The organism is Streptomyces sp. NPDC017676 (genome assembly GCF_044329325.1).
In the GTDB taxonomy this organism is placed as follows: Bacteria; Actinomycetota; Actinomycetes; order Streptomycetales; family Streptomycetaceae; genus Streptomyces.
Genome location: NZ_JBIRJA010000003.1, coordinates 77914 through 102406, shown reverse-complemented (window position 1 = coordinate 102406; position 24493 = coordinate 77914). Strand labels below are relative to the sequence as shown.

The window sequence follows — 24493 nt, the reverse complement described above, 5'->3', positions numbered from 1 at the left end:
ACCGGTGGCCCAGCGCGTCGGCTGTCACGGCGCGTCGGCTGCTACAGCGCGTCCAGGTCGATGATCTCGCCCGCGGGCTTCCGCGCGGGGACCGGCTTGCCGTAGTCGAGGAACGACAGGTGCTCCGGCTCCTTCCCGCCCGACACGCTGTCGACCCGCAGCAGGTACGGCTTGCCCTCGGTCGCCACGTACGCCGTGTAGTTCTCCTTGCCGTCCTTCTCGTGCAGGGTGATCGCCGGCGTGCCGTCGACCCGCGTGGTCTTCCCGCGGCTGGTGCCCGCCGTGCCGCCGCTGCTCATGTCGCCGAGGACCGAGTCCAGGTCGCAGAAGCTCGCGATGTCCTTGGCGTCCTGGCCCTTCACGGCCATCTTGGTCCACTTCCCGGCCAGCATGTCCACGGCCGCCTGCGTGTCCTCCTTGGACTCACCCTCGCTCTGGGCGCGCAGGAAGGCCGCGTCGTACTTCATGTAGACGGTGCTGCCCGTCTTGATCAGCTCGGCCTTGCCCTGGCCGCCCATCCTCATCGTGCCGGCGCACTCGCCCTTGTGGTCGATCGCCATGTCGATCTCGATGACGCCCTTGCTCTCGTCGTCGGTGACCCGGCCCTTCAGCCGCACGGACGAGGCATCGGTGGTGGCCTTCAGCGCGCGGTCGGCGATCTGAGCGCCGCTCAGCCCGGCGAACGGGCCCTTCGGTTTGCTGTCCGCCGAGTCCTGCCCCGGCTGGCAGCCGGTGGTGAGGGCCGCCGTGGCCGCGGCGGCGAGACAGAGGGCGGCGAGTGCGGTACGACGCATGACGGTTCCTTGTTGAGAGAAGTGGGTGGTCAGCGGGGAGCCGTGGGGCTCCGTGGAGTGTGGTGGCGCGCGACCGGCGCGGGGTGTCGTAGCCCGCGCCGGGAGACCCGACGGGTCAGGCCTTCTTCCAGGTGCCGCAGTCGTTCGTCTTGAAGTAGGCGTCCGACGGGCTGATGGTGACGACGGCCGTACCGGTGACGTTGTTGTTGGCGATGATCGAGTCCAGGCCGTGGCCGGCGTCCTTCGTACGCTCCCAGTAGCAGGAGTCGTCCGCGTTGCCGGTCGACCTGTAGGTGCCCGGCGCGATGTCCGTACCGACCTTGAACATGCCTCCGTCGCCGTCCATCGAGGAGGCGGGCGTCCCCTTCGCCTTGGGGTCCACGGCCTCCCAGTCCTCGCAACCGCTGGACTTGAACAGCTTGTCGGTGGGCTTGATGGTCACGTAACTCGTGCCGCTGACGTTGTCGTTGGCGAGCAGGGAGTCCAGTTCGCCGGAGGCGTCCTTGGCACGCTCCCAGTAGCACATGCCGTCGTCGTTGCCGGTCGTCCGGTACGTCCCCGGCTTCACGTCGGTACCGACCTGGTACTCGCCGTCGCCCCCGAAGGCGGCCTTCTTCTCGGCGGGCTTCGCGTCGGACTTCGCGTCGGACTTCTCGGCACCCCCCGAGTCCTTCGCGCCGCCGGACCTGTGCCCGGCCGACGCCGAGGACCCCTTGTCGCCACCGCCGGAACCGCCGTCCTTGCCGTCACCGCCGGCGTTGGCGGACACGGCGCCGATGACGACGAAGCCCACGACGGCACCGAGTGCGACCTTGGCCTTCATGCCCATGGCGAACCCCTCCCCACATACTGCGGCCTCCCCCTCCGGTGGCCGCTTGTTCGCTGGGTCAATAACAGCAGAGCTTGTGAACCGAGTCAACACGGTTCACAGGTTTGTGTTGGTACACGGCGTGAACCCCTGGATCTTGTGTACGTCGGTATGCTCGGTGCTCACATGGGACGAGGGGAGCGGGGCCGGTGCAGGACAACGCGACAGAGGTGACCGCCGCCGGTATCGCGCGGCTGGCCGGAGTGGGCCGGGCCGCCGTCAGCAACTGGCGCCGTCGGCACGCCGACTTCCCGAAGCCGGTGGGCGGCACCGAGACCAGCCCGTCCTTCGCGCTCGCCGAGGTCGAGGCCTGGCTGCGCAAGCAGGGGAAACTCGCCGAGGTGCCGCTGCGCGAACGCGTCTGGCAACAACTCGCCGGGCACCCGGAAGGACCGCTGACGGCTCTGGTGCACACCGGTTGTGTGCTGCTGCTGATCCACGAGCGGCCCACCGTCTGGCTCGACGCGAGCGCGGGTTCCGACGCGCGGCTGGCCGCGATCCTGTCCGGCGCGCTGGATCAGGTGCTGGTCCCGCGCCTCGGCGGACCGGCGGGGCGGGCGGGGCGCGGGGCGCGGGGTGCGGCTGTGGGGCCGGCGCCTGAGAGCGGTGCTGTGAACGGGGCTGCGGACGCCGGTGGTGTGAACGCCGGTGGTGACGCCCGGGGTGTGAACGCCGGTGGTGATGCCGGAGGTGTGAACGAGGCTGCGCGTGCCGGAGGTGTGAACGCGGGTGCGGGGGCGTCCGCCGTGAACATGGGTGCCGGGTCGTCTGGTGTGAACACCGGTGCCGGCTCCTCTGCTGTGAACGCGGGTATCGGGTCATCCGGCGTGAACACCGGTGCTGGCCCCTCCGCTGTGAACGTGAGCGCCGGGGCGTCCGGTGTGAGCGCGGGCGTCGGCTCCACCGCTGTGAACGCCCCCGTCGGAGCCGCCGGTGTGCATGCCGCTGCCGGGGCCCGCCCGACAACCCCCACCCCCCAAGCCACCACCCCGGCCCTCCGCACCCCCACCGGCCCCCAACTCCTCCTCTCCGCCCCCCTCCTGCGCGGTGCCGCCGAACTGGCCGCCGAGGTGGGGGCGCGGCAGGCGTTCGAGTTCCTGCTGGGCCGGCACCTGGACGCCAACCCCCGCCAGTACACGCTCACCCCGGCCGAACTCGCCGGTCTCATGGCCGACCTCGCCGGCCCGGCCCGTACCGTCCTCGACCCGGCCTGCGGCACCGGCGCACTGCTGCGCGCCGTGGCCGGCCGGCCCGACCAGGAGCTGTACGCCCAGGACAGTGCCCCCGAACTCGCCGCGATCAGCGCGCTGCGGCTCGCGCTGCACAGCCGGGCCACCGTGCGCGCCGCCGCCGGCGACACCCTGCGCGCCGACGCGTACCCCGGGCTGCGTGCCGACGTGGTCCTGTGCCATCCGCCGTTCAACGAGCGCAACTGGGGCCACGACGAACTCGCCTACGACCCCCGCTGGGAGTACGGCTTCCCGGCCCGCACCGAGTCCGAACTGGCCTGGGTGCAACACGCGCTGGCCCGCCTCACCGACGGCGGCACCGCCGTGCTGCTCATGCCGCCGGCCGCCGCCTCCCGCCGTTCCGGGCGCCGGATCCGCGCCGATCTGCTGCGCCGGGGCGCGCTGCGGGCCGTGGTGGCGCTGCCGGTCGGGGCGGCACCGCCGTACAACATCCCGCTGCACCTGTGGGTGCTGCGCCGGCCCGACCGGGCGCCGGCGACGCCCGAGGTACTGCTCGTGGACACCGGGAGGTTCGCCGGGGAGGGACGGGGCGGTCCGGACTGGGAGGCGGTACGGGAGGCCGTGACGGACGCGTGGGACGCCTTCACGCGCGCGGGGCGGCTCGCGGAGCGCCCGGGGCTCGCCCGTTCCGTGCCGGTCATCGACCTCCTGGACGACGACGTGGACCTGGCTCCCGCCCGCCATCTGCCGCCGGCCGCGGTGGCGGACGGCGCGGAGCAGCTCACGCGGGTGCGCGAGCGCCTGGGCGCGACCCTGCGCCTGACCGCCGACCTCACCCCGCCCCCGGCCGACCCGTCGCCGGCCGCGCGCTGGCCGCTCACCACGATCGGTGAACTCGCGCGCGGGGGCGCGCTGGTGATGCGCACCGGCGGAAACGGCGGCCACACGCGCGTGCCGGTGCTCACCGACCATGACGTCCTCGCCGGAACGGCGCCTTCGGGCACGCTTCCGGAGAGCGAGGAGGAGGCCGTACTGACCGAGCCGGGCGATGTCGTCGTGCCGGTGCTCGGCGGGGGATCGGTGGCGCGCGTCATCGACGAGGCGACCGGGGGCGCGGTGCTGGGGCGCAACCTCGTACTGCTGCGCCCGGACCGGACGGCGCTCGACCCGTGGTTCCTCGCCGGGTTCCTGCGGGGCACGGCCAACAACCGGCAGGCCAGCAGCTACGCCTCCACGGCGACCCGGCTGGACGTGCGCCGGCTCCAGTTGCCGCGGCTGCCGCTGGAGGAACAGCGGCGCTACGGCGACCGGTTCCGCGCGCTGGACGAGTTCGAGCGGGCGCTCAGGCACGCGAGCCGGCTCGGGGAACAGCTCGTGCGCGGGATGTACGACGGACTGACGGACGGCACGGTCGCACCCGACTGAACCCGTCCCGGCCGAACGGGCCCGGCCGGACCGTGCGGAGCGACCGGACCGGGTGAAGTGATCAGTGCGACAACGGTTCGGTACAACCCGGGACCGGTTGTCCGTGTCGGCCTATACGCTCGGACTCCGACCGGGACACCGTCCCGTCGGCGTCCGGTCCCCATCGGTCCCACTCGGTCCAGGAGCAGTCATGTACGGCCACGGCGCGGTGCCGCCTCCCCGCAGCGCGGGAAAGGTCATCTCCCTGCGCGTGATGTTCGCGGCGGCCGGGGCCCTGTCCTGCGGGCTGCTGTCGTGCCTGCCGCTGTTCCGGGTGGCTTTCGTGCGGGCCCGCTGGTCCGACTGGCTGACCGCGTGGCTGAGCCTGCCGCTGTCCATCACCGGGTTCGTGGTGGTCGGTGAACTGCCGGAGGAGGACTGGCGCAGCGACGTCGCCCTGAGCCTGCTCATGCTCCTCGGCGTGGCGTCCGCGGTGTACTACCTGGTGGTGGACATCCGGCTGCACCAGCGGGAGCGGTTCGCCGGGTTCGCCCCCGCGCACGCCGCCACCCACACCCCGCCCGCCCCCGGCCCGTACGGCTTCGGGCACGCGGCGCCGCCGTACACCGCGCCCGTGCCGGCCCCGCAGCACCCCGTACCGCCCGTGCACCCCACGCCGGTACCCCGGCCGCACACCCGGATACCCGGGCCGCCGCACACGGGAGCCGTGCCCCCGGCGCCCGTACCCGCGGCGCCCGTGCCCCCGGCCGAGCCGGCCCAGCGCCCCGCGCCCGCCCGCATCGACCAGGTACGCGCCGAACTGGACGAACTCAGCGACTACCTGCGCCGGCACGACGGACACGAGGGCCACGGCGAGGGCGGACGGTGACCGTGACGACAGGACGCATGGTCGCCGGCCGTTACGAACTGTCCACGCTCATCGGGCAGGGAGGCATGGGCCAGGTCTGGACGGCCTACGACCGCCGGCTCGACCGGCGCGTGGCGGTGAAGCTGCTGCGCCCGGACAAGGTGGCGGGCCAGGAGGCGGACGAGCTGCGCCGCCGGTTCGTGCGCGAGTGCCGGGTGACCGCGCAGGTGGACCATCCCGGTCTGGTGACGGTGCACGACGCGGGCAGCGAGGGCGAGGAGCTGTTCCTCGTCATGCAGTACGTCGACGGCGCCGACCTCTCCGACCACCTCGCCGAGCACGACCCGTACCCGTGGCAGTGGACGGTCGCGGTGGCCGCGCAACTGTGCGCCGTGCTGAGCGCCGTGCACGCCGTGCCGATCGTGCACCGCGACCTGAAGCCGCGCAACGTGATGGTGAAGCAGGACGGCACGGTCACCGTCCTCGACCTGGGCGTGGCCTCGGTGATGGACACCGACACCACCCGCCTCACGCACACCGGTTCCCCGATCGGCTCGCCCGCCTACATGGCGCCGGAGCAGGCGATGGGCGGCGCGGTCGGCCCGTACACCGACCTGTACGCGCTCGGTGTGCTGATGCACGAACTGCTCAGCGGCGAGGTGCCGTTCGCCGGCTCCACGGCCCTGGGTGTGCTGCACCGGCACCTGTACGAGCCGCCGCTGCCCGTGCGCCGGATCCGCCCCGAGGTCCCCGAGGCACTCGAAACCCTGGTGCTGCGGCTGCTCGCCAAGGACCCGCAGCACCGGCCCGCGTCCGCGCAGGAGGTGTACGAGGACCTGGCGCTGCTCCTGCCTGCGCGCGGGACCCCCACGGGCGCGCCCCTGGACCCCACGCGTCCCTTCCTGCGCCCGCACGCCCCCTGGCCGGACCGCGCGCGGACCCCCGCGCCCCAGCCCGCGCCCGTCGCACCGGCGCCGCCGGTGGCCGGGAAGCCCGATGTCGCCGCCGCCGTGGACGAGGTCAAGCGCCTGCTGGGCGAGGGCCGTATCACGCAGGCCGTGGACATCCTGGGCGCGATCCTGCCGGCCGCCGCCGAGCAGCACGGCGAGCACTCCCCGGTCGTACGGACCCTGCGCAAGCAGTACGCGGCCACGCTCATGGACGACGGCCAGTACCGGCGCGCGCTGCCCGAACTGCGCCGCCTCGCCGACGAACGCGCCGCCGAGGCCGGCCAGGCCGACCCGCAGTCGCTGCGCTACCGCTACGAGGCCGCGCAGTGCCTGGAGCAACTGGGCGAACCGGCGGCGGCGCTCGCCGAGTACCGGGCGCTGCTGCCGTACTACGAGAACCAGTACGTCTCCGGGGACCCTCAGCTCGCCCACGAGGTGCGCCGCCGCATCGGCCATCTGCTGCTCGCCCTCGGTGACCGGCCGGCCGCCCACGACACGCTCGCGCGGCTCGTGCTGGACGTCGAGCGGCTGCACGGCCCCGGCCACCCGCTGGCCGTGGAGATCCGCCGCACCCTCCAGTGGCTGGGGCAGGTACGCGGGTAGCGGCGCGGGGATTTTGCCGGGCCCTGGGAGAATCTTGTGCACTCAAGGGGCTTGTCTTTCCCGGCGGCAAAGCGCCGCTCGATACGTTTCGCTTCGTTTTCGCCAGGCACGCACGCGCGGGATGCGATGTGCGACGAGCAGGGGTGGGGTTCATGGCCGGTCATCGGCAGTCGAAGAAGCGCAGGTACCTCACCTGGGCGGTGGCCGGCGCGGCCGTCGTCGCCGGGGCCGGGATCGCCGCGCAGACCTCCATGGCCGCCACCACCTGGCCGGCCCAGAAGACCTTCACGGGCCGCGCGTTCGACACCTGCACCGCGCCCTCGCTGTCGGCCATGAAGGCATGGCACACCGGCTTCTACGGCGCCGCCGCCGTCTACGTGGGCGGCAAGAACCGCGGCTGCGCCCAGCCCAACCTGACCGCCTCCTGGGTGAAGTCGGTCAACTCCCTCGGCTGGAAGCTCATCCCGATCTACGTCGGCGCCCAGCCGCCCTGCCAGACCGGGTCCAGCCCCGAGAAGCTGACCGCCGCGACCGCGGTGTCCCTCGGCGTGACCGACGCCAAGGACGCGGTCGCCAAGGCGTCGGCGCTCGGCGTGAAGGCGGGCAGCCCCGTGTACCTCGACATGGAGCCGTACGACGTCCAGAACAAGACGTGCAACGACGCCGTGCTCACGTACGTCCGCTCGTTCATGAAGACGCTGCGGTCCAAGACCTACCGCGGCGGCTACTACGGCTTCACCAGCTCCAGCGCCAAGGCCGTCGCCACCGCCAAGGACAGGACGGACCTGCCGGGCAACCTCTGGTACGCGCTGTGGGACAAGCAGAACACGACGACCGCGGACTGGCCGTGGGGCGCGGCCCAGTACACGGACCACAGCCGCGGCCACCAGTACATGGTGAACAGCAAGGAGGCGCACGGCGGGGTCACGCTGACCGTCGACCGGGACGCCTGGGACGCGCCCGTGGCCATCATCGGGTGACCCGGCCGGCCTGACGGCCCCTCGGGGAGCGGCGCGGCGGTGCCCGAAACGCGCGCGAATCGTTGGTCGAATGGGTTGGCCGCAGCCTGCCCACTGCCTACCATCGATCACCGCAAGACTCTGTGCGCCCGCCCGTCGCCCGACCACCACCCCTGGCGGAGGCGCTGGCGCGCCGCACCTGTCGTTGCAATCTCCCCGGGAGGTCCTCTTGCACCGCCGCCGCACCGCGCTCGTCCTCACCGCCGCGATCGCCGCCGCGGCACCCCTGCTGACCGCCTGCGGAAGCGACGCGCACCCGGGCGCCGCGGCCGTCGTCGGCGGGCAGCGGATCACCGTGGCCCAGCTGGAGAGCCGGGTCGACGAGGTCCGCCGGGCGCAGCGGGCGGCGGTGCCGGACGAGACGCAGTACGAGCAGGTCGTCTCCTCCACCAGCACGCTCACCCGCGACACCCTGCACAACATGGTGCTCGACCGGGTGCTGCACCGCGCCGCGCGGGACGCGGGCATCACCGTCACCCGCAAGGAGATCCAGCAGATGCGCGGCGAGCTGGAGCGGCAGGCCGGTGGCGGCGAGGGCCTGGAGACGGCCTGGCTGCAGAAGTACGGCATCGCCCCGGCGCGCCTCGACGACAACCTGCGGCTGCAACTGGAGGCGCAGAAGCTGGCCGCGCGGCTCGGCACCGACACGAGCCAGCCCGCCTTCTGGAAGGCCCTGTCCAAGGCCTCGGAGGAACTCCACGTCGACCTCAACCCGCGCTACGGCTCCTGGGACGTGCAGAAGAGCAGCCGGGTGGACGCCGGGACGCCGTGGGTACGGGAGGTCACGACGGCGGGCGGGGAGCCGGTGACGGCGTAGACGGGCCACTGACCGGCGTGGCGTCACGTCCGGTCATACGATCACATGACCCCATCGGGCCTGTGGACAACCCGATCCGCTGCCTCGCCCCGTGGGTTACGTTCGGATCGTGAACGAAACCAGCCCCGAAGCCCGTGGGGAAGCCGCCCCCGGCCGCATCGTCCTGCTCACCACCAGCCACCGCGTCGCCCCCGGTCTGCTGTCCTGGCCCGCCTGGCAGGCCCTGCGCACCGCCGACGCCGTGCTGTGCGCGGACGGCGCCCATCCGCAGCTGCCGTATCTGCGCGAGGCCGGGATAGCCGTGGCGGAGGCGTCGCCCACCGCCCAGGAGCTGGTCGACGCCTGTGCCGGGGGCCGGACGGTGGTCGTCGTGGCCACGGGTGAGGGCGAGCCCGCCCTCACCGACGGCCTCGCCCGGCTGGCCGGCTCCGGCCGGGTCGCCATGCCGGAGCTGGAGCTGCTCCCCGCCTCCTACGACCTTCCCGGGGCCCGCCTGCTGGACCTCGTGCAGGTCATGGACCGCATCCGCGCCGAGTGCCCGTGGTCCTCCCGGCAGACCCACGAGGGCCTGGCGAAGTACGGCATCGAGGAGGCGTACGAACTGGTCGAGGCGATCGAGGCCGGCGACCGCGCGGAACTGCGCGAAGAGCTGGGCGACGTCCTCCTCCAGGTCGTCTTCCACTCCCGCATCGCCGAGGAGGACCCGGACGCGCCGTTCTCCATCGACGACGTCGCCGGCGGCATCGTCGCCAAGCTCATCCACCGGCACCCGCACGTCTTCGGCGACGAGGAGGCCGAGACCCCGGAGGACGTCAAGGAGCACTGGCTGCGCACCAAGGCCGAGGAGAAGCGGCGCGCCTCGGTCACGGACGGCGTCCCGCTCGGCCAGCCCGGCCTGGCGCTCGCCGCCAAGCTCGCCTCCCGCACCCGCACGGCTGGCCTGGACGTCCCGCTGCCGCGGGGGGACGGCATCGGCTACGAACTGCTCGCGCTGGCGGTCCGCGCCGAGGCGGCGGGCACGGACCCCGAGGCGGCACTGCGGGCGGCGGCCCGGGCCTACCGGGACGCGATACGAGCCGCCGAGGGCCTGCCCGCCTGACACCGCCACCCGGGGGCCGCTCGGGGCTCCAGTCCCACGTCCGGTTCGCTTCCCCGGTGCCCGGTGCCCGGTGCCCGGTGCCCGGTGCCCGGTGCTGGCGCCCGGTGCCTGGGCCTCCGGTGCTTGATCTCCAGTGCCTGGGTCTCCGGTGCCTGGTGCTGGTTCCTGGTCTCCGGTGCCTGGTGCCCCGTCCCCGATGCCCGGGGAACGGTCCACAGGGCAGACCCCCGCGGCCCCTGGCCCCCGGCAGCCCCTCGCCCCCGCAGCGCCGGCGGGGGGGGGTGCCCCACCCGCCCGACACTCCTCGGCGAGCCGGATACGGTCGAGGAGTGACCGACCAGCCCCACCCCACCCAGCCGTCCTCCCACCGGGCCCAGCCGTCCTCCCAACCCGCCTCGCCGTCCTCCCACCCGGAGCAGCCGGCCCCCGCCCTGTTCACCTGGGAGTTCGCCACCGACCCCTATCCCGCCTACGCCTGGCTGCGCGAGCACGCCCCCGTGCACCGGACGCGGTTGCCGAGCGGGGTCGAGGCCTGGCTGGTCACCCGGTACGCCGATGCCCGGCAGGCCCTGGCCGACCAGCGGCTCAGCAAGAACCCGGCGCATCACGACGAGCCCGCGCACGCCAAGGGCAAGACCGGCATCCCCGGCGAGCGCAAGGCCGAGCTGATGACGCATCTGCTGAACATCGACCCGCCGGACCACACCCGGCTGCGCCGGCTGGTCAGCAAGGCCTTCACGCCCCGCCGGGTCGCCGAGTTCGCGCCCCGGGTGCAGGAGCTGACCGATCACCTCATCGACCAGTTCGCGCGGCGCGGCTCGGCCGACCTCATCCACGAGTTCGCCTTCCCGCTGCCCATCTACGCCATCTGCGACCTGCTCGGCGTCCCGCGCGAGGACCAGGACGACTTCCGGGACTGGGCGGGCATGATGATCCGGCACGGCGGAGGCCCCCGGGGAGGCGTCGCCCGGTCGGTGAAGAAGATGCGCGGCTACCTGGCCGAGCTGATCCACAAGAAGCGCGAGGCGCTGCCGGCCGAGCCCGCGCCCGGCGAGGACCTGATCTCGGGCCTGATCCGCGCCTCCGACCACGGCGAGCACCTCACCGAGAACGAGGCCGCCGCCATGGCCTTCATCCTCCTGTTCGCCGGCTTCGAGACGACCGTCAACCTCATCGGCAACGGCACCTACGCCCTGCTCACGCACCCCGGTCAGCGCCGCCGGCTGGAGGAGTCCCTGGCGCGCCGGGAGACGGAGCTGCTGGCGACCGGAGTGGAGGAACTGCTGCGCTACGACGGCCCGGTGGAGCTGGCCACCTGGCGGTTCGCCACCGAGCCGCTCACCATCGGCGGACAGCGGATCGCGCCGGGCGACCCGGTGCTCGTCGTCCTCGCCGCCGCCGACCGGGACCCGGAGCGGTTCGCCGACCCGGACGTGCTGGACCTCGCCCGCCGCGACAACCAGCACCTCGGTTACGGCCACGGCATCCACTACTGCCTCGGCGCGCCGCTCGCCCGCCTGGAGGGCCAGACCGCGCTCGCCACCCTGCTCACCCGGCTGCCCGATCTGCGTCTCGCCGCGGACCCGGCCGAACTGCGCTGGCGCGGCGGACTCATCATGCGCGGCCTGCGCACCCTGCCGGTGGAGTTCACACCCCGCACTTGAACACACCGTCCGGACGCGGTCCTTCCGGGTCCGGCACGGCCTCTCCGAGGGAAGATGACAGACGTTCAACTCTGTGATCTTCACGTGATCTGTGCGGCATGAACTTGTGACAAGTGATCGTCTGCCGATACGTTCACCCATCAGCGCGGCGACCGGCTCCATCCGCCGCGCCGGTCCTGCTGTCGCTCGAAAGGCTTCTGCATGCTCTCCGGGAACGGCCGACACCGTCGCCCCCGTCAGGCCCCGGCTCTCCTCGTCGCGGCCGGAGTGACCGGCTCAGCCATCGCCATCCCGCTGCTCGGCGCGGCGAGCGCCAACGCGGCCGACGGCACCACGTGGGACAAGGTCGCCGAGTGCGAGAGCGGCGGCTCCTGGAGCGCGGACACCGGCAACGGGTACTACGGCGGCCTGCAGATCTCGCAGGAGGACTGGAACGCCTACGGCGGCGGCCAGTACGCGGCCAGCCCCGACCAGGCCAGCCGCAACCAGCAGATCGCCGTCGCCGAGAAGATCCTCGCCGACAAGGGCACCACGCCCTGGGCCACCTGCGCCCTGCTGTCCGGTCTGACCGAGGACTCGGGCTCGACGCACGTCGACACGGGTGTCGGCGGCTCCGGCGGCTCCGGCGGCTCCGGTGGCACCGGCGGTTCGGGCCACTCGTCCGGATCGGCGGGCAACTCCGGTACATCCGGTTCCTCTGACAGCTCCGACTCATCCGATCTGCCGGATTCGTCACCCTCCAGCGATGCCGGCTCCGAAGCCAACTCCGACTCCGGCACCGGCTCTTCCTCGGAAGAGGTCACCACTCCGAGCGCCAAGCCGGGCAAGGGTGCCGATGCGGGTGCCGGCACCGCGGGGACCAACACCCCCAAGTCCGGCAAGTCCACCGCGCCGGACACCGGAAGCGCCCAGGGGGCCGACAGCTCGCCCACGGCCACTCCGGACGCCGGCTTCCAGGGCAACCCCCAGCAGGCCGCCGGTTCTTGGAGCCTGGTCGACACCGGCTCCCTCGGCGGCGGTCGCCACCGGGGCGCGAGCGCGGACGAGGGCGGTGCGGACGAAAGCGTGACAAACGGTCAGAACGCCACGTCCTCCGGTCGGCACGCCTCTCACGAAACGGACACGTACACCGTCCGCCAGGGCGACACCCTCGCCTCCATCGCCGACTCCCTTGACGTCGACGGCGGGTGGCGCGCGCTGTACGCCGGCAACAAGAAGGCCATCGGGGCCGACCCGAACCACATCAGTGCCGGTCAGACCCTGGAAGTCGGGGGCGAAACGGGCGGCGAATAGGGGGAGTTGACGTCCCGGTTAACGCCCTAATGTCCGGTTTGGTGAAAGTGTGGGATGAGTCTCAGAAGCCTAGATCGTCTTTGAAATTCCGCGGATCGCGTGTCTACGGTCGGGACCGCTCGTCACCACGAGCCCCGGCAGCCGCAACGCCGAATCCTGCCAGCGGTTGCCCGGGAACAGTCGTCGCGTCAAGCGCCGTAGGCAGGAGCGGGGGACCCAAGGTAGGTGCCGGGCCCGGCAGTTGATGCCGGAACCGGCTCGGGGTGAAGCCGCAGTCCGCGCAAGCGGAGTGCGGCCGGGCAACTCAACCGGCCCGAACCCGACAGCTCACCTCGCAGGCGTCGGTGAGGGGATCGATCCATGCTGTTCTCCAGCAAGGGCAAGCACCGTCGTCCGTCCAAGGCCGTCCGCGCCATCGCGCTCGCCGGTGTCACCGGTGCCGCCGTCGCCGCTCCGCTGATGGCGGCCGGCAACGCCTCCGCCGCCACCGCCTCCCAGTGGGACGCGGTCGCCCAGTGCGAGTCCGGCGGCAACTGGTCCATCAACACCGGCAACGGCTACTACGGCGGTCTGCAGTTCTCCGCCTCCACCTGGGCCGCGTACGGCGGCACGCAGTACGCCGGCACCGCCGACAAGGCGAGCAAGGCGCAGCAGATAGCCGTCGCCGAGAAGGTCCTCGCCGCCCAGGGCAAGGGCGCCTGGCCGGTCTGCGGCACGGGCCTGTCCAGCACCCCGTACAACGGCTCCGCGCCGAGCACTTCCACCCCGAGCACCTCCACCGGCTCGGGCAGCTCCACCGCCACCCGCTCCACCGGCGAGCAGGCCGCCTCCCGCTCCGCCGAGCGTCCGGCCGCGAGCGCGAGCAAGAGCCAGGGCAAGACCGTCACCACCCCGACCGGCAAGAAGGTCAAGAAGGGCGACGGCGAGTACAAGGTCGTCACCGGTGACACCCTCAGCTCCATCGCCGAGAAGCACCACGTGCAGGGCGGCTGGCAGAAGCTGTTCGAGCTGAACAAGGACATCGTCGAGGACGCCAACCTGATCTACCCGGGTCAGCAGCTGCACCTCAAGTGAGCCTCGGCCCCCAGCCCGGCCACGGGCCCGCGCCTGCGCGCGGGCCGCGCTGAAGGCCCCCCGCGGGCCGTCCCCCCGTCCCCACGGGCTCCCCGCCCCGGTGCGTGTTCCCCCGTACGCACCGGGGCGGGGATTTTTGCGTCCACCGCCCCCCGAACCCTTTGTTTCGGCGAGAAACAAAAGGTACCGTCGGCTTGTCCACGGGACGGTCGGTCGGTGGCCGACGCCCCCGGGACGGTTAGGCTCTAGTCGCAAGGCACAGCCGTAAGGCACACCGCCCCGCACTTCCAGCGTCACATCCAAGAAGGAGATGCTCGTGCCGTCCATCGACGTCGTCGTAGCCCGGGAAATCCTGGACTCCCGAGGCAACCCCACGGTCGAGGTCGAGGTCGGCCTCGACGACGGCAGCACGGGTCGTGCCGCCGTCCCGTCCGGCGCCTCGACCGGCGCCTTCGAGGCCATCGAGCTCCGCGACGGCGACCCGAACCGCTACCAGGGCAAGGGCGTCGAGAAGGCCGTCCTCGCCGTGATCGAGCAGATCGGCCCGGAGCTGGTCGGTTACGACGCCACCGAGCAGCGCCTGATCGACCAGGCCATGTTCGACCTGGACGCCACCGACAACAAGGGCTCCCTCGGCGCCAACGCCATCCTCGGCGTCTCGCTCGCCGTCGCCCACGCGGCCTCCGAGGCCAGCGACCTCCCCCTCTTCCGCTACCTGGGCGGCCCGAACGCGCACCTGCTGCCGGTGCCGATGATGAACATCCTGAACGGCGGCTCGCACGCCGACTCCAACGTGGACATCCAGGAGTTCATGATCGCCCCGATCGGCGCGGAGTCCTTCTCCGAGGCCCTGCGCTGGGGGACCGAGGTCTACCACACCCTGAAGAAGGTCCTGAAGAGCAAGGGCCTGTCCACCGGCCTCGGTGACGAGGGCGGCTTCGCCCCGAACCTCGGCTCCAACCGTGAGGCCCTCGACCTCATCCTGGAGGCCATCAAGGAGGCCGGTTACGCCCCCGGCCAGCAGATCGCCCTCGCGCTCGACGTGGCCGCCTCCGAGTTCTACAAGGACGGCAAGTACCTCTTCGAGGGCAAGGAGCGCTCCGCCGCCGAGATGACGGAGTACTACGAGGAGCTCGTGGCGGCCTACCCGCTCGTCTCCATCGAGGACCCGCTGTTCGAGGACGACTGGGCCGGCTGGAAGGTCATCACCGACAAGCTCGGCGACAAGGTCCAGCTGGTCGGTGACGACCTGTTCGTCACCAACCCCGAGCGCCTCGCCCGCGGCATCGAGGAGGGCGCCGCCAACGCCCTGCTGGTCAAGGTCAACCAGATCGGCTCGCTGACCGAGACCCTGGACGCCGTCGAGCTGGCCCAGCGCAACGGCTTCAAGTGCATGATGTCGCACCGCTCCGGCGAGACCGAGGACGTCACCATCGCCGACCTGGCCGTCGCCACCAACTGCGGCCAGATCAAGACCGGCGCCCCGGCCCGCTCCGAGCGCGTCGCCAAGTACAACCAGCTGCTGCGCATCGAGGAGATCCTCGACGACGCGGCGGTGTACGCCGGCCGCAGCGCGTTCCCGCGCTTCAAGGGCTGAGCCATCCTGGCGTAAGGCTTAGCCAGTCGTACGTACGTCCCCGTACTCGGTCCCGTACCGTGTCCGGGGACGTACGCACGTGTGAAAGGGGAGGCGGAGAGCCAGATGGCCGTGAAGGACCGGGACCGTTTCTCCACAGCGACCAGGCTGCGGCTGCTCGGCGAGCAGACCGCGGCCCGCGTCTACCGCTCCCAGACCAAACGGCAGGCCCGCCGCTCCCGGCTCACCGGCCGCGCGGCCCTGCTCGCGCTGGTGCTCTGCACGATGATCGTCGCCCTCGCCTACCCGATGCGGCAGTACGTCTCCCAGCGCGAGCAGATCGCCGACCTCCAGCGGCAGCGGGAGCAGGCCCGTGAGCGCGTCGAGCAGCTCCGCGACCTGAAGGCGCGCTGGCAGGACGACGCCTACGCCGAGCAGCAGATCCGCCGCCGGCTGCACTACGTGATGCCCGGCGAGACCGGGTACGTGGTCGTCGACCCGGGTGCGGCCAGGCAGTCCCGCGCCGACCTCGGGGCCGCCCACCGGCCCTGGTACACGAACGTCTGGGAAGGCGTCGACAAGGCCGACGCCTCCGACCAGTGACCGGCCCGTCCGGTCCGGCAACCGACACGAACCCACCCTGAAAGCAGTCATGGAAACCCCTCCGCCGCCCACTCCGCGCACCGAGCCCACCGACGCGGACGTAGAGGCCTTCAAGCAGCAGCTGGGCCGCCCGCCGCGGGGCCTCAGGGCCATCGCGCACCGCTGCCCGTGCGGTCAGCCGGACGTCGTGGAGACGGCACCGCGCCTGCCCGACGGCACGCCCTTCCCGACGCTGTACTACCTGACGTGCCCGAAGGCGTCCTCCGCCATCGGCACGCTGGAGGCGAACGGCGTGATGAAGGAGATGACCGAGCGGCTGGGCCGCGACCCCGAGCTGGCCGCCGCGTACCGGGCCGCGCACGAGGACTACATCCGGCGCCGGGACGAGATCGAGGTCCTGAGCGGCTTCCCGAGCGCGGGCGGCATGCCGGACCGGGTGAAGTGCCTGCACGTGCTCGTCGCCCACTCGCTGGCCGCCGGCCCGGGCGTGAACCCGCTCGGCGACGAGGCCCTGGCGATGCTGCCGGAGTGGTGGCGCAAGGGCGCGTGCGTGACGCTCGACAGCGGCGAGAGGGACGAGCGCGACGACAGCGAGGAGGACGAGAAGTGACCCGCGTGGCCGCCGTCGACTGCGGTACCAACTCCATCCGTCTGCTGGTCGCGGACGCCGACCCGGCGACGGGCGAACTGGCCGACCTGGACCGCCGGATGACGATCGTGCGGCTCGGCCAGGGGGTCGACCGCACCGGCCGGCTCGCGCCCGAGGCGCTGGAGCGCACCTTCGCCGCCTGCCGTGAGTACGCGGACGTCATCAAGGAGCACGGCGTGGAGCGCCTGCGCTTCGTCGCCACCTCCGCCTCCCGCGACGCCGAGAACCGCGAGGACTTCGTGCGCGGCGTGCTGGACATCCTCGGGGTCGAGCCGGAGGTCATCACCGGTGACCAGGAGGCCGAGTTCTCCTTCACGGGTGCCACGAAGGAGCTCACCGGCCGTGCCGACCTCACCCGGCCCTACCTGGTCGTGGACATCGGCGGCGGCTCCACCGAGTTCGTCGTCGGCGACGACCACGTGCGCGCCGCCCGGTCCGTGGACGTCGGCTGTGTCCGGATGACCGAGCGGCACCTGGTGCACGGCGGCGAGGTGAGCGACCCGCCCACCGAGGACGAGATCGCCGCCATGCGGGCCGACATCGAGGCCGCCCTGGACCTCGCCGAGCAGTCGGTCCCGCTGCGCGAGGCGCACACCCTGGTGGGCCTGGCCGGGTCCGTCACCACGGTGTCCGCCATCGCCCAGGAGCTGCCCGCGTACGACTCCGCGCGCATCCACCACTCCCGGGTCTCGCGGGACCGCGTGCGCGAGATCACCGAACGGCTGCTGCGCTCCACCCACGCCGAGCGCGCCGCGATCCCGTCCCTGCACCCGGGCCGGGTCGACGTCATCGGCGCGGGCGCCCTCGTCCTGCTCGCGATCATGGAGCGGATCGGCGCCGAGGAGGTCGTGGTGAGCGAGCACGACATCCTCGACGGCATCGCCTGGTCGGTGGCGTGAGACCGGCCCGTGGCCGGAGCGGGTCCGTGGGGGAGCGGGGCCCGTAGGGGGACGCTGCCCGTGGCGTAGCGCGGCCCTGGCGCGGGCGCTCCCCTGGCCTTCAAGGGTGGCGTGGCTCTCTTTTGTTACTAAGCGGTAGCCACCTGCTGAGCAGGTTGGATAACGTTTGAGCGGTGTCCGGGGCCCCCTTGAGGGGCCCCTGGTCATACCCGCGCGGGAACCTTCGTGAAGTTCTTCACAAGGAATTCCCTCCCATCGGGCCCCGGAAGGGGGTCCATTGGCCCTTCCGGGGGCCGGAGGGCCGTTTGAACATGTTCAGACGGGGGGCGCGGGAGGGTGCCGGAAGGGGGTGTTCCGAGGGTGTCACGGTGCCCTCACGGGCGCCCGACCGGCCCGGAGAGGCAGCTCACGCGGCCTTGACAACGGGGCGAAGCGCCCCGCGGTTCCCTCGTGCCCCCGTGGTCTGCGTCACGCGAGCCGCGGAGTTTAACACAGGCCCTGTCAGACCTTGTGAAGGGGCGCACGAGCGACCCCCCCGGGGCGGGTGGATACTCGATGGCATGAGCACCACGGAGCGTCCCAGGATCCTCGTAGTAGGCGGTGGGTACGTAGGCCTGTACGCAGCTCGGCGCATCCTCAAGAAGATGCGCTACGGCGAGGCGACCGTCACGGTCGTCGACCCCCGGTCGTACATGACCTACCAGCCCTTCCTCCCCGAAGCCGCCGCCGGCAGCATCTCCCCTCGCCACGTCGTCGTCCCGCTGCGACGCGTGCTGCCGAAGGCGGAGGTCCTCACCGGTCGGGTCACCACCATCGACCAGGACCGCAAGGTCGCCACGATCGCCCCGCTGGTGGGCGAGGCGTACGAGCTGCCCTTCGACTACCTGGTCATCGCCATGGGCGCGGTCTCCCGCACCTTCCCGATCCCCGGCCTCGCCGAGCAGGGCATCGGCATGAAGGGCATCGAGGAGTCCATCGGCCTGCGCAACCACGTCCTGGAGCAGCTCGACAAGGCCGACTCCACGACCGACGAGGAGATCCGCCGCAAGGCGCTCACCTTCGTCTTCATCGGCGGTGGCTTCGCGGGCGCGGAGACCATCGGCGAGGTCGAGGACATGGCCCGGGACGCGGCCAAGTACTACAAGAACGTGTCCCGCGAGGACATGCGCTTCATCCTGGTCGACGCCGCCGACAAGATCCTCCCCGAGGTCGGCCCCAAGCTCGGCCAGTACGGCAAGGAGCACCTGGAGAGCCGGGGCGTGGAGATCTACCTCTCCACCTCCATGGACTCCTGCGTCGACGGCCACGTGGTGCTGAAGAACGGCCTGGAGGTCGACTCCAACACCATCGTGTGGACGGCCGGCGTCAAGCCCAACCCGGCCCTCTCCCGCTTCGGTCTGCCGCTCGGCCCGCGCGGTCACGTCGACTGCGAGCCCACCCTCCAGGTCAAGGGCACGGACTACATCTGGGCCGCCGGCGACAACGCCCAGGTCCCGGACGTCGCCGCCCGCAAGGCCGGCGTGGAGAACGCCTGGTGCCCGCCGAACGCCCAGCACGCGCTGCGCCAGGCCAAGGTCCTCGGCGACAACGTGGTCTCCGGTATGCGGGGCTTCCCGCAGAAGGAGTACGAGCACGCCAACAAGGGTGCGGTCGCCGGTCTCGGCCTGCACAAGGGCGTGGCGATGATCGTCATGGGCAAGATGAAGATCAAGGTCAAGGGCCGCCTCGCCTGGTACATGCACCGTGGTTACCACGGTCTGGCGATGCCGACCTGGAACCGCAAGATCCGCGTCTTCGCCGACTGGACGCTCGGCATGTTCCTCAAGCGCGAGGTCGTCTCCCTCGGCGCCATGGAGAACCCGCGCGAGGAGTTCTACGAGGCCGCCAAGCCGGCGCCGGTCGCCGCCGCGAGCAAGACCGAGGAGAAGGCCAAGGCCTCCTGACCTCCGGTCGACACCGGTAGATCCTCCGGTCGACACCGGTGACCCTCCGGTCGTAGACAGACCCTCCGGTCGCCGACGGACCCTTCCGTCGGCGGCCGACCCGGAAGACCTCCTGCCATCCGTGGTGCGGGAGGTCTTCCGGCGTTCCCGGGCACCCATCTGCATGGTTTCTACAACCGTTTTGCCCAGTCGTAACTCCTTTGCGGGACTGCGCCGAGGCCCTCGCGGTGTTTACGTGGTATCCGGCATCCGGGATCGTCGTCTTGGAGGTGTGCGCCATGGCCGACGCCGCGTCGCGGCTGAGGAGTCTTGCCGAGCAGATGCTGGGAGCCCCGCTCCCGGTACGTCTGAAGGCCTGGGACGGATCGCAGGCAGGGCCGCCGGACGCGCCGGCGCTCGTCGTGCGCAACCGCCGCGCCCTGCGCCGCATGCTGTTCAAACCGGGCGAACTGGGCCTCGCCCGCGCCTGGGTCGCCGGCGACCTGGAGATCGAGGGCGACCTGTACACCGCGCTCGACGCCATGGCGGGCCTCGTCTGGGAGCGCGGGGAGGACGCCCGCGGCCTCGTCCAGGCCCTGCGCGACCCCGATGTCCGGGCCGCCGCCCGCGAGCTGCTGAAACTGGCCGGTCCGCCGATCCCGCCCGCGCCGCCGCGCGAGGAGGTCCGCAGACCCCGCCGTAATCTGCACACCCGCCGCACCGACAAGCGGGCCATCAGCCACCACTACGACGTCGGCAACGACTTCTACGAGATCGTCCTCGGTCCGTCCATGGTGTACTCCTGCGCGTACTGGGAGGACGCCGGGACCCTGGAGTCCGCCCAGCGTGACAAGCTCGAACTGGTCTGCGCCAAGCTGGGCCTGAAGGAGGGTCAGCGGCTGCTGGACGTCGGCTGCGGCTGGGGCTCCATGGCCATCCACGCGGCCCGCGAGCACGGCGTGAGCGTCGTCGGCGTCACGCTCTCCCAGGAGCAGGCGGCGTACGCCCGCAAGCGCGTCGCCGACGAGGGCCTGACCGACCGGGTGGAGATCAGGGTCCAGGACTACCGGGACGTCGTGGACGGCCCCTTCGACGCGATCTCCTCCATCGGCATGGCCGAACACGTCGGCGCCGAGAAGTACCTGGAGTACGCCCGCCAGCTCCACGCCCTGCTCAAGCCCGGCGGCCGGCTGCTCAACCACCAGATCGCCCGCCGCCCGCAGCGGGACGAGTCGGCCTACGAGGTGGACGAGTTCATCGACGCCTACGTCTTCCCCGACGGCGAACTCGCCCCCGTCGGCACCACCGTCACCCAGCTGGAGCGGGCCGGTTTCGAGGTCCGGGACGTGGAGTCCATCCGCGAGCACTACGCCCGCACCCTGCGCCGGTGGGTTGCCAACCTGGAGGCCGACTGGGACCGGGCCGTCGGCCTCACCAGCCCGGGCCGCGCCCGCGTCTGGCGGCTGTACATGGCCGCCTCCGCGCTCGCGTTCGAACGCAACCGCATCGGCGTCAACCAGGTCCTCGCGATCCGCACCCCCGAGTCCGGCGCCTCCGGGCTCCCCCTGCGGGCCCGCACCTGGCACGGCTGACAGCGGTACGACACAAGGGGGCCCCTTCCCGCGGGGCCCCCTTCACCGTCTTACGACCGGCTACTCGGCCTTGATGGCCGTCAGCATGTTCAGCCGGGCCGCGCGCCGGGCCGGCCACAGCGCGGCCAGGACGCCGACCACGCCCGCCAGCAGCAGGAACACCGTCATCCGGCCCCACGGCAGCACCAGTTCGTACGTCGGCATCTTGGTGCCCAGCAGCTCGCCGGCCGCCCAGCCGAAGAACACGCCCAGACCGATGCCCAGCACCCCGCCGAACAGGGAGATGACCAGGGACTCCAGACGGACCATTCGTTTGACCGCCCTGCGGTCCAGGCCGATCGCGCGGAGCATTCCGATCTCCTGGGCCCGCTCGAAGACGGACATGGCCAGCGTGTTGATGACGCCGAGCACCGCGACGATCACCGCCATGCCGAGCAGTCCGTAGACCATGTTCAGCATCAGCGTGAACATCTGGGCGATCTCCTTGGAGATGTCCTGCTTGTCCTGGACCTTGATCGCCGGGTTGGAGCCGAGGACCTTCTCCAGCCGGTCCTTGGCCGCGTCGGACGCCCCGTCCGCCGTCTTCACCATGACCTGCATGTCGGCCGGGTCGGACAGGTGCGGGGTGAGGACCTTGTTGTCGAGGATGATCCCGTTGAGCATGTCGTTGCCCTCGTAGACCCCCGCGACCGTCAGCCGCTGGGCCTCGCCGTCCTCGAAGTGCGCGGTGAAGCGGGAACCGGCCCTCCAGCCGAAGTCCTTGGCGCGGTCCTCGTCCACGACGACCCGCGTGCCGCCCACGCTGAACGACCCGTCGGTCACCTTCAGATCGGTCAGCTCGCCGATGGCCGCGCCGTCGACACCGGTCAGGTATTCGGTGCCGCCGTCGATGCGGGACTCGCCGCCTCGCAGCGGGCTGCTCGCGGTGACGCCGTCGGCGGAGGAGATCTTCTTCTCCACACCGGGGGAGAGCGGGCCGCGGTTGGCCATCGAGACGACGTAGTCGGCGCGGATCGCCGAGGAGGCCATCTTGTCGATGGACGTCTGGAGGCTGCCCGCCATCACGGTCATACCGGTGATCAGCGTCAGGCCGATCATCAGCGCGGAGGCGGTGGCCGCGGTGCGGCGCGGGTTGCGCACCGAGTTCTGCCGGGCCAGCTTGCCCGACACCCCGAAGGCGCGCAGCACCGGCGCGGCGGCGGCGATCAGCGGCCGGGACAGCAGCGGGGTCAGGATGAACACGCCGATGATCAGCAGCACCGCGCCGATGCCCATCGCGCCCTGGCCGGTGTCGGCGTCCATCCTGGTGCCCGCGAGGACCACCGCGATGCCGGCCGCCGCGAACAGGGAGCCCAGCGTGTTGCGCAGCACCAGCGACTTGGTGGTGGCCGTGGCGTGCACGCTGCTCATCGCCGCCACCGGCGGGATCTTCGCGGCCCGGCGGCCGGGCAGCCAGGCGGCCAGCATGGTGATGAGGACGCCGACCGCGAGGGCGGTGACCACCGTGCCGGGGCTGATCACCAGCGGGCCGTCGGGCATGGTCGCGCCGAACGAGCCGAGCAGGGAGCGCAGGCCCGCGCCGATGCCGACACCGGCGGCCAGACCGGTCACACCGGCGACCGCGCCGACGGCGAACGCCTCGATGAGCACCGAGCGGGTGACCTGGCGGCGGGAGGCGCCGACCGCCCGCAGCAGGGCCAGTTCCCGGGTGCGCTGGGCGACCAGCATGGTGAAGGTGTTGGCGATGATGAAGGTGCCGACGAACAGGGCGATGCCGGCGAACACCAGCAGGCCCTGCTTCAGGCTGCTCATGGACGAGGAGATGGCCTTCGCCTGGTCGTCGGCGAGCTGCTTGCCGGTGGTGGTCTTCACCAGCTTGGCGGGCAGGGCCTTGTCGAGCCGGTCCTTGAGCGCTGCCTGGCTGGTGCCGGCCGCGGCCCGCACGTCGATCTCGTCGTACGTGCCCTTCTTGCCGAACAGGGACTGCGCGGTCGCCGTGTCGAACAGGGTGAGGCTGCCGCCCGCGGCGACGTTGCCGTCGTCGGTGGTGAAGATGCCGCTGACGGTGGGCGTGAGGACCGGGCCGTCGACGGAGAGCCGCACGGTGTCGCCGACCCGGTACCCGGCCCGCTTCGCGGTCGCCGAGTCGATCAGCACCTCGTCCTTGCCGCGCGGGGCATGGCCGCTGACCAGCGGGTAGCGGGGGTCCTCGGTGCCCCAGTAGTTGCCGCCGGCGGACTGCCAGTCACCGCCGACGAGCTTGCCGTCCTTGTCGGCGACGGCGGTGAAGCCGGTGACGACACCGGTGGCGGAGGCGGCCCCGGGGACCTTGGCGGCCTTGTCGAGCAGGGCCCGGGTCAGCTCGGGGACCTTGCCGACCTGGTTGCCCTTGGAGTCCTGGTACTCGGGCCGTACGGCGACGTCGACCCGGTCGAAGCCCTTGGCGGAGCTCTTCTGGTAGGCGTCGGAGATGGTGTTGGTGAAGACCAGCGTCCCGGAGACGAACGCGACGCCGAGCATGACGGCGAGCACGGTCATCAGGAGCCGGGCCTTGTGCGCGAGGACGTTGCGCAGGGCGGTGCGGAACATCAGCTGGTACGGCCCTTCGCGTCGAACTGCTTCATCAGGTCGAGGACGGAGTCGGCGGTGGGGCCGTACATCTCGTCGACGATCCGCCCGTCGGCCAGGAAGATCACCCGGTCCGCGTAGGCCGCGGCCACCGGGTCGTGGGTGACCATGACGACGGTCTGGCCCAGCTCGCGCACCGAGTTGCGCAGGAAGCCGAGGACCTCGGCGCCGGAGCGCGAGTCCAGGTTCCCGGTCGGCTCGTCACCGAAGATGATCTCGGGCCGGGAGGCGAGGGCGCGGGCGACGGCGACCCGCTGCTGCTGACCGCCGGACAGCTGGGCGGGCCGGTGGCTGAGCCGGCCGGACAGCCCGACCATCTCGATGACCCGGTCCAGCCACGCCTTGTCCGGCTTCCGCCCGGCGATGTCCATCGGGAGGGTGATGTTCTCCAGGGCGGTCAGCGTCGGCAGCAGGTTGAACGCCTGGAAGATGAAGCCGATCTTGTCCCGGCGCAACCTGGTGAGCTGCTTGTCCTTCAGGGACCCCAGCTCGGTGTCCCCGATCCGGACGGACCCGGAGGAGAAGGTGTCCAGCCCGGCCACACAGTGCATCAGCGTGGACTTGCCGGAGCCCGACGGTCCCATGATCGCGGTGAACTCGGCGGCCCGGAAGTCGACGGAGACCCGGTCCAGGGCGACCACCCGGGTCTCACCCTGCCCGTAGATCTTCGACAGCTCCGTGGCGCGTGCGGCCACGGCGGTGGTCCGGCCGGCGGTGGGTGTGGTGGTCACGGGAGGGCGCTCCTGTCGGTACGACGTCTGTTCGTTGGGGACCGGTCCATCGTCCCGGCGGGGAGCGCGCGTGTAGTCAGTCGCTGTTCCGGTTCCGGAGGGCGACTCGGGTCGGACGGAGCGGCCCGCTGTCATACCTGGGGAGGACAGGTGACCCTGACTCCGTCCGTGGCGAGGGCCGCGTCGGGAACCGTGTCGAGAACAGGTGGAACACCCTCGTTCGGACGGTGAAATTCCGTCATTTCACGTA

At 71.8% G+C, this 24493-nt stretch carries 19 protein-coding genes and 1 riboswitch; of the genes, 15 read left to right on the top strand and 4 right to left on the bottom strand.

Going from position 1 to position 24493, the window contains the following annotated elements; all coding sequences use genetic code 11:
• Window positions 1-41 precede the first annotated feature (41 nt).
• Together ACH4LD_RS08105 and ACH4LD_RS08100 are read right to left on the bottom strand one after the other, a co-directional pair.
• A complete protein-coding gene (locus tag ACH4LD_RS08105) occupies window positions 42-794 on the bottom strand; it encodes a hypothetical protein (RefSeq protein WP_398055412.1) in 753 nt (250 codons plus the stop codon).
• Between the two features lie 115 nt (window positions 795-909).
• Window positions 910-1623 carry a hypothetical protein gene (locus tag ACH4LD_RS08100; protein ID WP_398055411.1) on the bottom strand — a complete coding sequence of 238 codons (714 nt, stop codon included), beginning with the start codon at window positions 1621-1623 and terminating at the stop codon, window positions 910-912.
• A 188-nt stretch (window positions 1624-1811) separates the two neighbouring features.
• Here ACH4LD_RS08100 and ACH4LD_RS08095 point away from each other — a divergent pair, with 188 nt between their 5' ends.
• The 15 genes from ACH4LD_RS08095 (at window position 1812) to ACH4LD_RS08025 (ending at window position 20884) form a co-directional block, all read left to right on the top strand.
• Window positions 1812-4277, top strand: coding sequence for an N-6 DNA methylase (locus ACH4LD_RS08095; protein ID WP_398055410.1), 2466 nt, complete (start codon window positions 1812-1814; stop codon window positions 4275-4277).
• 190 nt (window positions 4278-4467) lie between these two features.
• The gene (locus tag ACH4LD_RS08090) at window positions 4468-5145 is read left to right on the top strand and encodes a hypothetical protein (protein WP_398055409.1); all 678 of its coding nucleotides are present in this window, start codon (window positions 4468-4470) and stop codon (window positions 5143-5145) included.
• A gap of 17 nt (window positions 5146-5162) precedes the next feature.
• Complete coding sequence (locus ACH4LD_RS08085; RefSeq protein ID WP_398055657.1) at window positions 5163-6677, top strand: protein kinase; 1515 nt, start codon at window positions 5163-5165, stop codon at window positions 6675-6677.
• 152 nt (window positions 6678-6829) lie between these two features.
• The gene (locus tag ACH4LD_RS08080) at window positions 6830-7657 is read left to right on the top strand and encodes a glycoside hydrolase domain-containing protein (protein ID WP_398055408.1); all 828 of its coding nucleotides are present in this window, start codon (window positions 6830-6832) and stop codon (window positions 7655-7657) included.
• Window positions 7658-7865: 208 nt separating this feature from the next.
• Entirely contained in the window at window positions 7866-8513 is a 648-nt protein-coding gene (locus tag ACH4LD_RS08075; RefSeq protein WP_398055407.1) for a SurA N-terminal domain-containing protein, read from the top strand.
• Between the two features lie 109 nt (window positions 8514-8622).
• Window positions 8623-9612 (top strand): nucleoside triphosphate pyrophosphohydrolase, encoded by a 990-nt coding sequence (locus tag ACH4LD_RS08070; protein WP_398055406.1) that lies wholly within the window; start codon window positions 8623-8625, stop codon window positions 9610-9612.
• 329 nt (window positions 9613-9941) lie between these two features.
• Window positions 9942-11276, top strand: a complete 1335-nt coding sequence (locus tag ACH4LD_RS08065; protein WP_398055405.1) for a cytochrome P450 — start codon at window positions 9942-9944, stop codon at window positions 11274-11276.
• A gap of 201 nt (window positions 11277-11477) precedes the next feature.
• Window positions 11478-12569, top strand: coding sequence for a transglycosylase family protein (locus tag ACH4LD_RS08060; protein ID WP_398055404.1), 1092 nt, complete (start codon window positions 11478-11480; stop codon window positions 12567-12569).
• 183 nt (window positions 12570-12752) lie between these two features.
• A riboswitch (cyclic di-AMP (ydaO/yuaA leader) is annotated at window positions 12753-12925 on the top strand.
• A gap of 4 nt (window positions 12926-12929) precedes the next feature.
• Window positions 12930-13643, top strand: coding sequence for a transglycosylase family protein (locus ACH4LD_RS08055; RefSeq protein WP_132785203.1), 714 nt, complete (start codon window positions 12930-12932; stop codon window positions 13641-13643).
• Window positions 13644-13953: 310 nt separating this feature from the next.
• Window positions 13954-15240 (top strand): phosphopyruvate hydratase, encoded by a 1287-nt coding sequence (gene eno, locus ACH4LD_RS08050; RefSeq protein ID WP_132785201.1) that lies wholly within the window; start codon window positions 13954-13956, stop codon window positions 15238-15240.
• Window positions 15241-15345: 105 nt separating this feature from the next.
• Window positions 15346-15822: a septum formation initiator family protein gene (locus ACH4LD_RS08045; protein ID WP_103809947.1), complete on the top strand. Its 477-nt coding sequence runs from the start codon at window positions 15346-15348 to the stop codon at window positions 15820-15822.
• A gap of 49 nt (window positions 15823-15871) precedes the next feature.
• Complete coding sequence (locus ACH4LD_RS08040) at window positions 15872-16432, top strand: DUF501 domain-containing protein (RefSeq protein ID WP_132785198.1); 561 nt, start codon at window positions 15872-15874, stop codon at window positions 16430-16432.
• Window positions 16429-17370: an exopolyphosphatase gene (locus ACH4LD_RS08035; RefSeq protein ID WP_398055403.1), complete on the top strand. Its 942-nt coding sequence runs from the start codon at window positions 16429-16431 to the stop codon at window positions 17368-17370. The genes ACH4LD_RS08040 and ACH4LD_RS08035 overlap by 4 nt, the downstream gene beginning before the upstream one ends.
• A 560-nt stretch (window positions 17371-17930) precedes the next feature.
• Window positions 17931-19313 carry an NAD(P)/FAD-dependent oxidoreductase gene (locus tag ACH4LD_RS08030; protein WP_132785195.1) on the top strand — a complete coding sequence of 461 codons (1383 nt, stop codon included), beginning with the start codon at window positions 17931-17933 and terminating at the stop codon, window positions 19311-19313.
• A 278-nt stretch (window positions 19314-19591) separates the two neighbouring features.
• On the top strand, window positions 19592-20884 hold the full coding sequence (locus tag ACH4LD_RS08025) for a class I SAM-dependent methyltransferase (protein ID WP_398055402.1): 1293 nt from the start codon (window positions 19592-19594) through the stop codon (window positions 20882-20884).
• A 60-nt stretch (window positions 20885-20944) separates the two neighbouring features.
• Here ACH4LD_RS08025 and ACH4LD_RS08020 read toward each other — a convergent pair whose 3' ends face one another.
• Both ACH4LD_RS08020 and ACH4LD_RS08015 read right to left on the bottom strand, forming a co-directional pair.
• A complete protein-coding gene (locus ACH4LD_RS08020) occupies window positions 20945-23473 on the bottom strand; it encodes an ABC transporter permease (protein ID WP_398055401.1) in 2529 nt (842 codons plus the stop codon).
• Complete coding sequence (locus ACH4LD_RS08015) at window positions 23473-24243, bottom strand: ABC transporter ATP-binding protein (protein ID WP_398055400.1); 771 nt, start codon at window positions 24241-24243, stop codon at window positions 23473-23475. The genes ACH4LD_RS08020 and ACH4LD_RS08015 overlap by 1 nt, the downstream gene beginning before the upstream one ends.
• Between the last annotated feature and the right edge of the window lie 250 nt (window positions 24244-24493).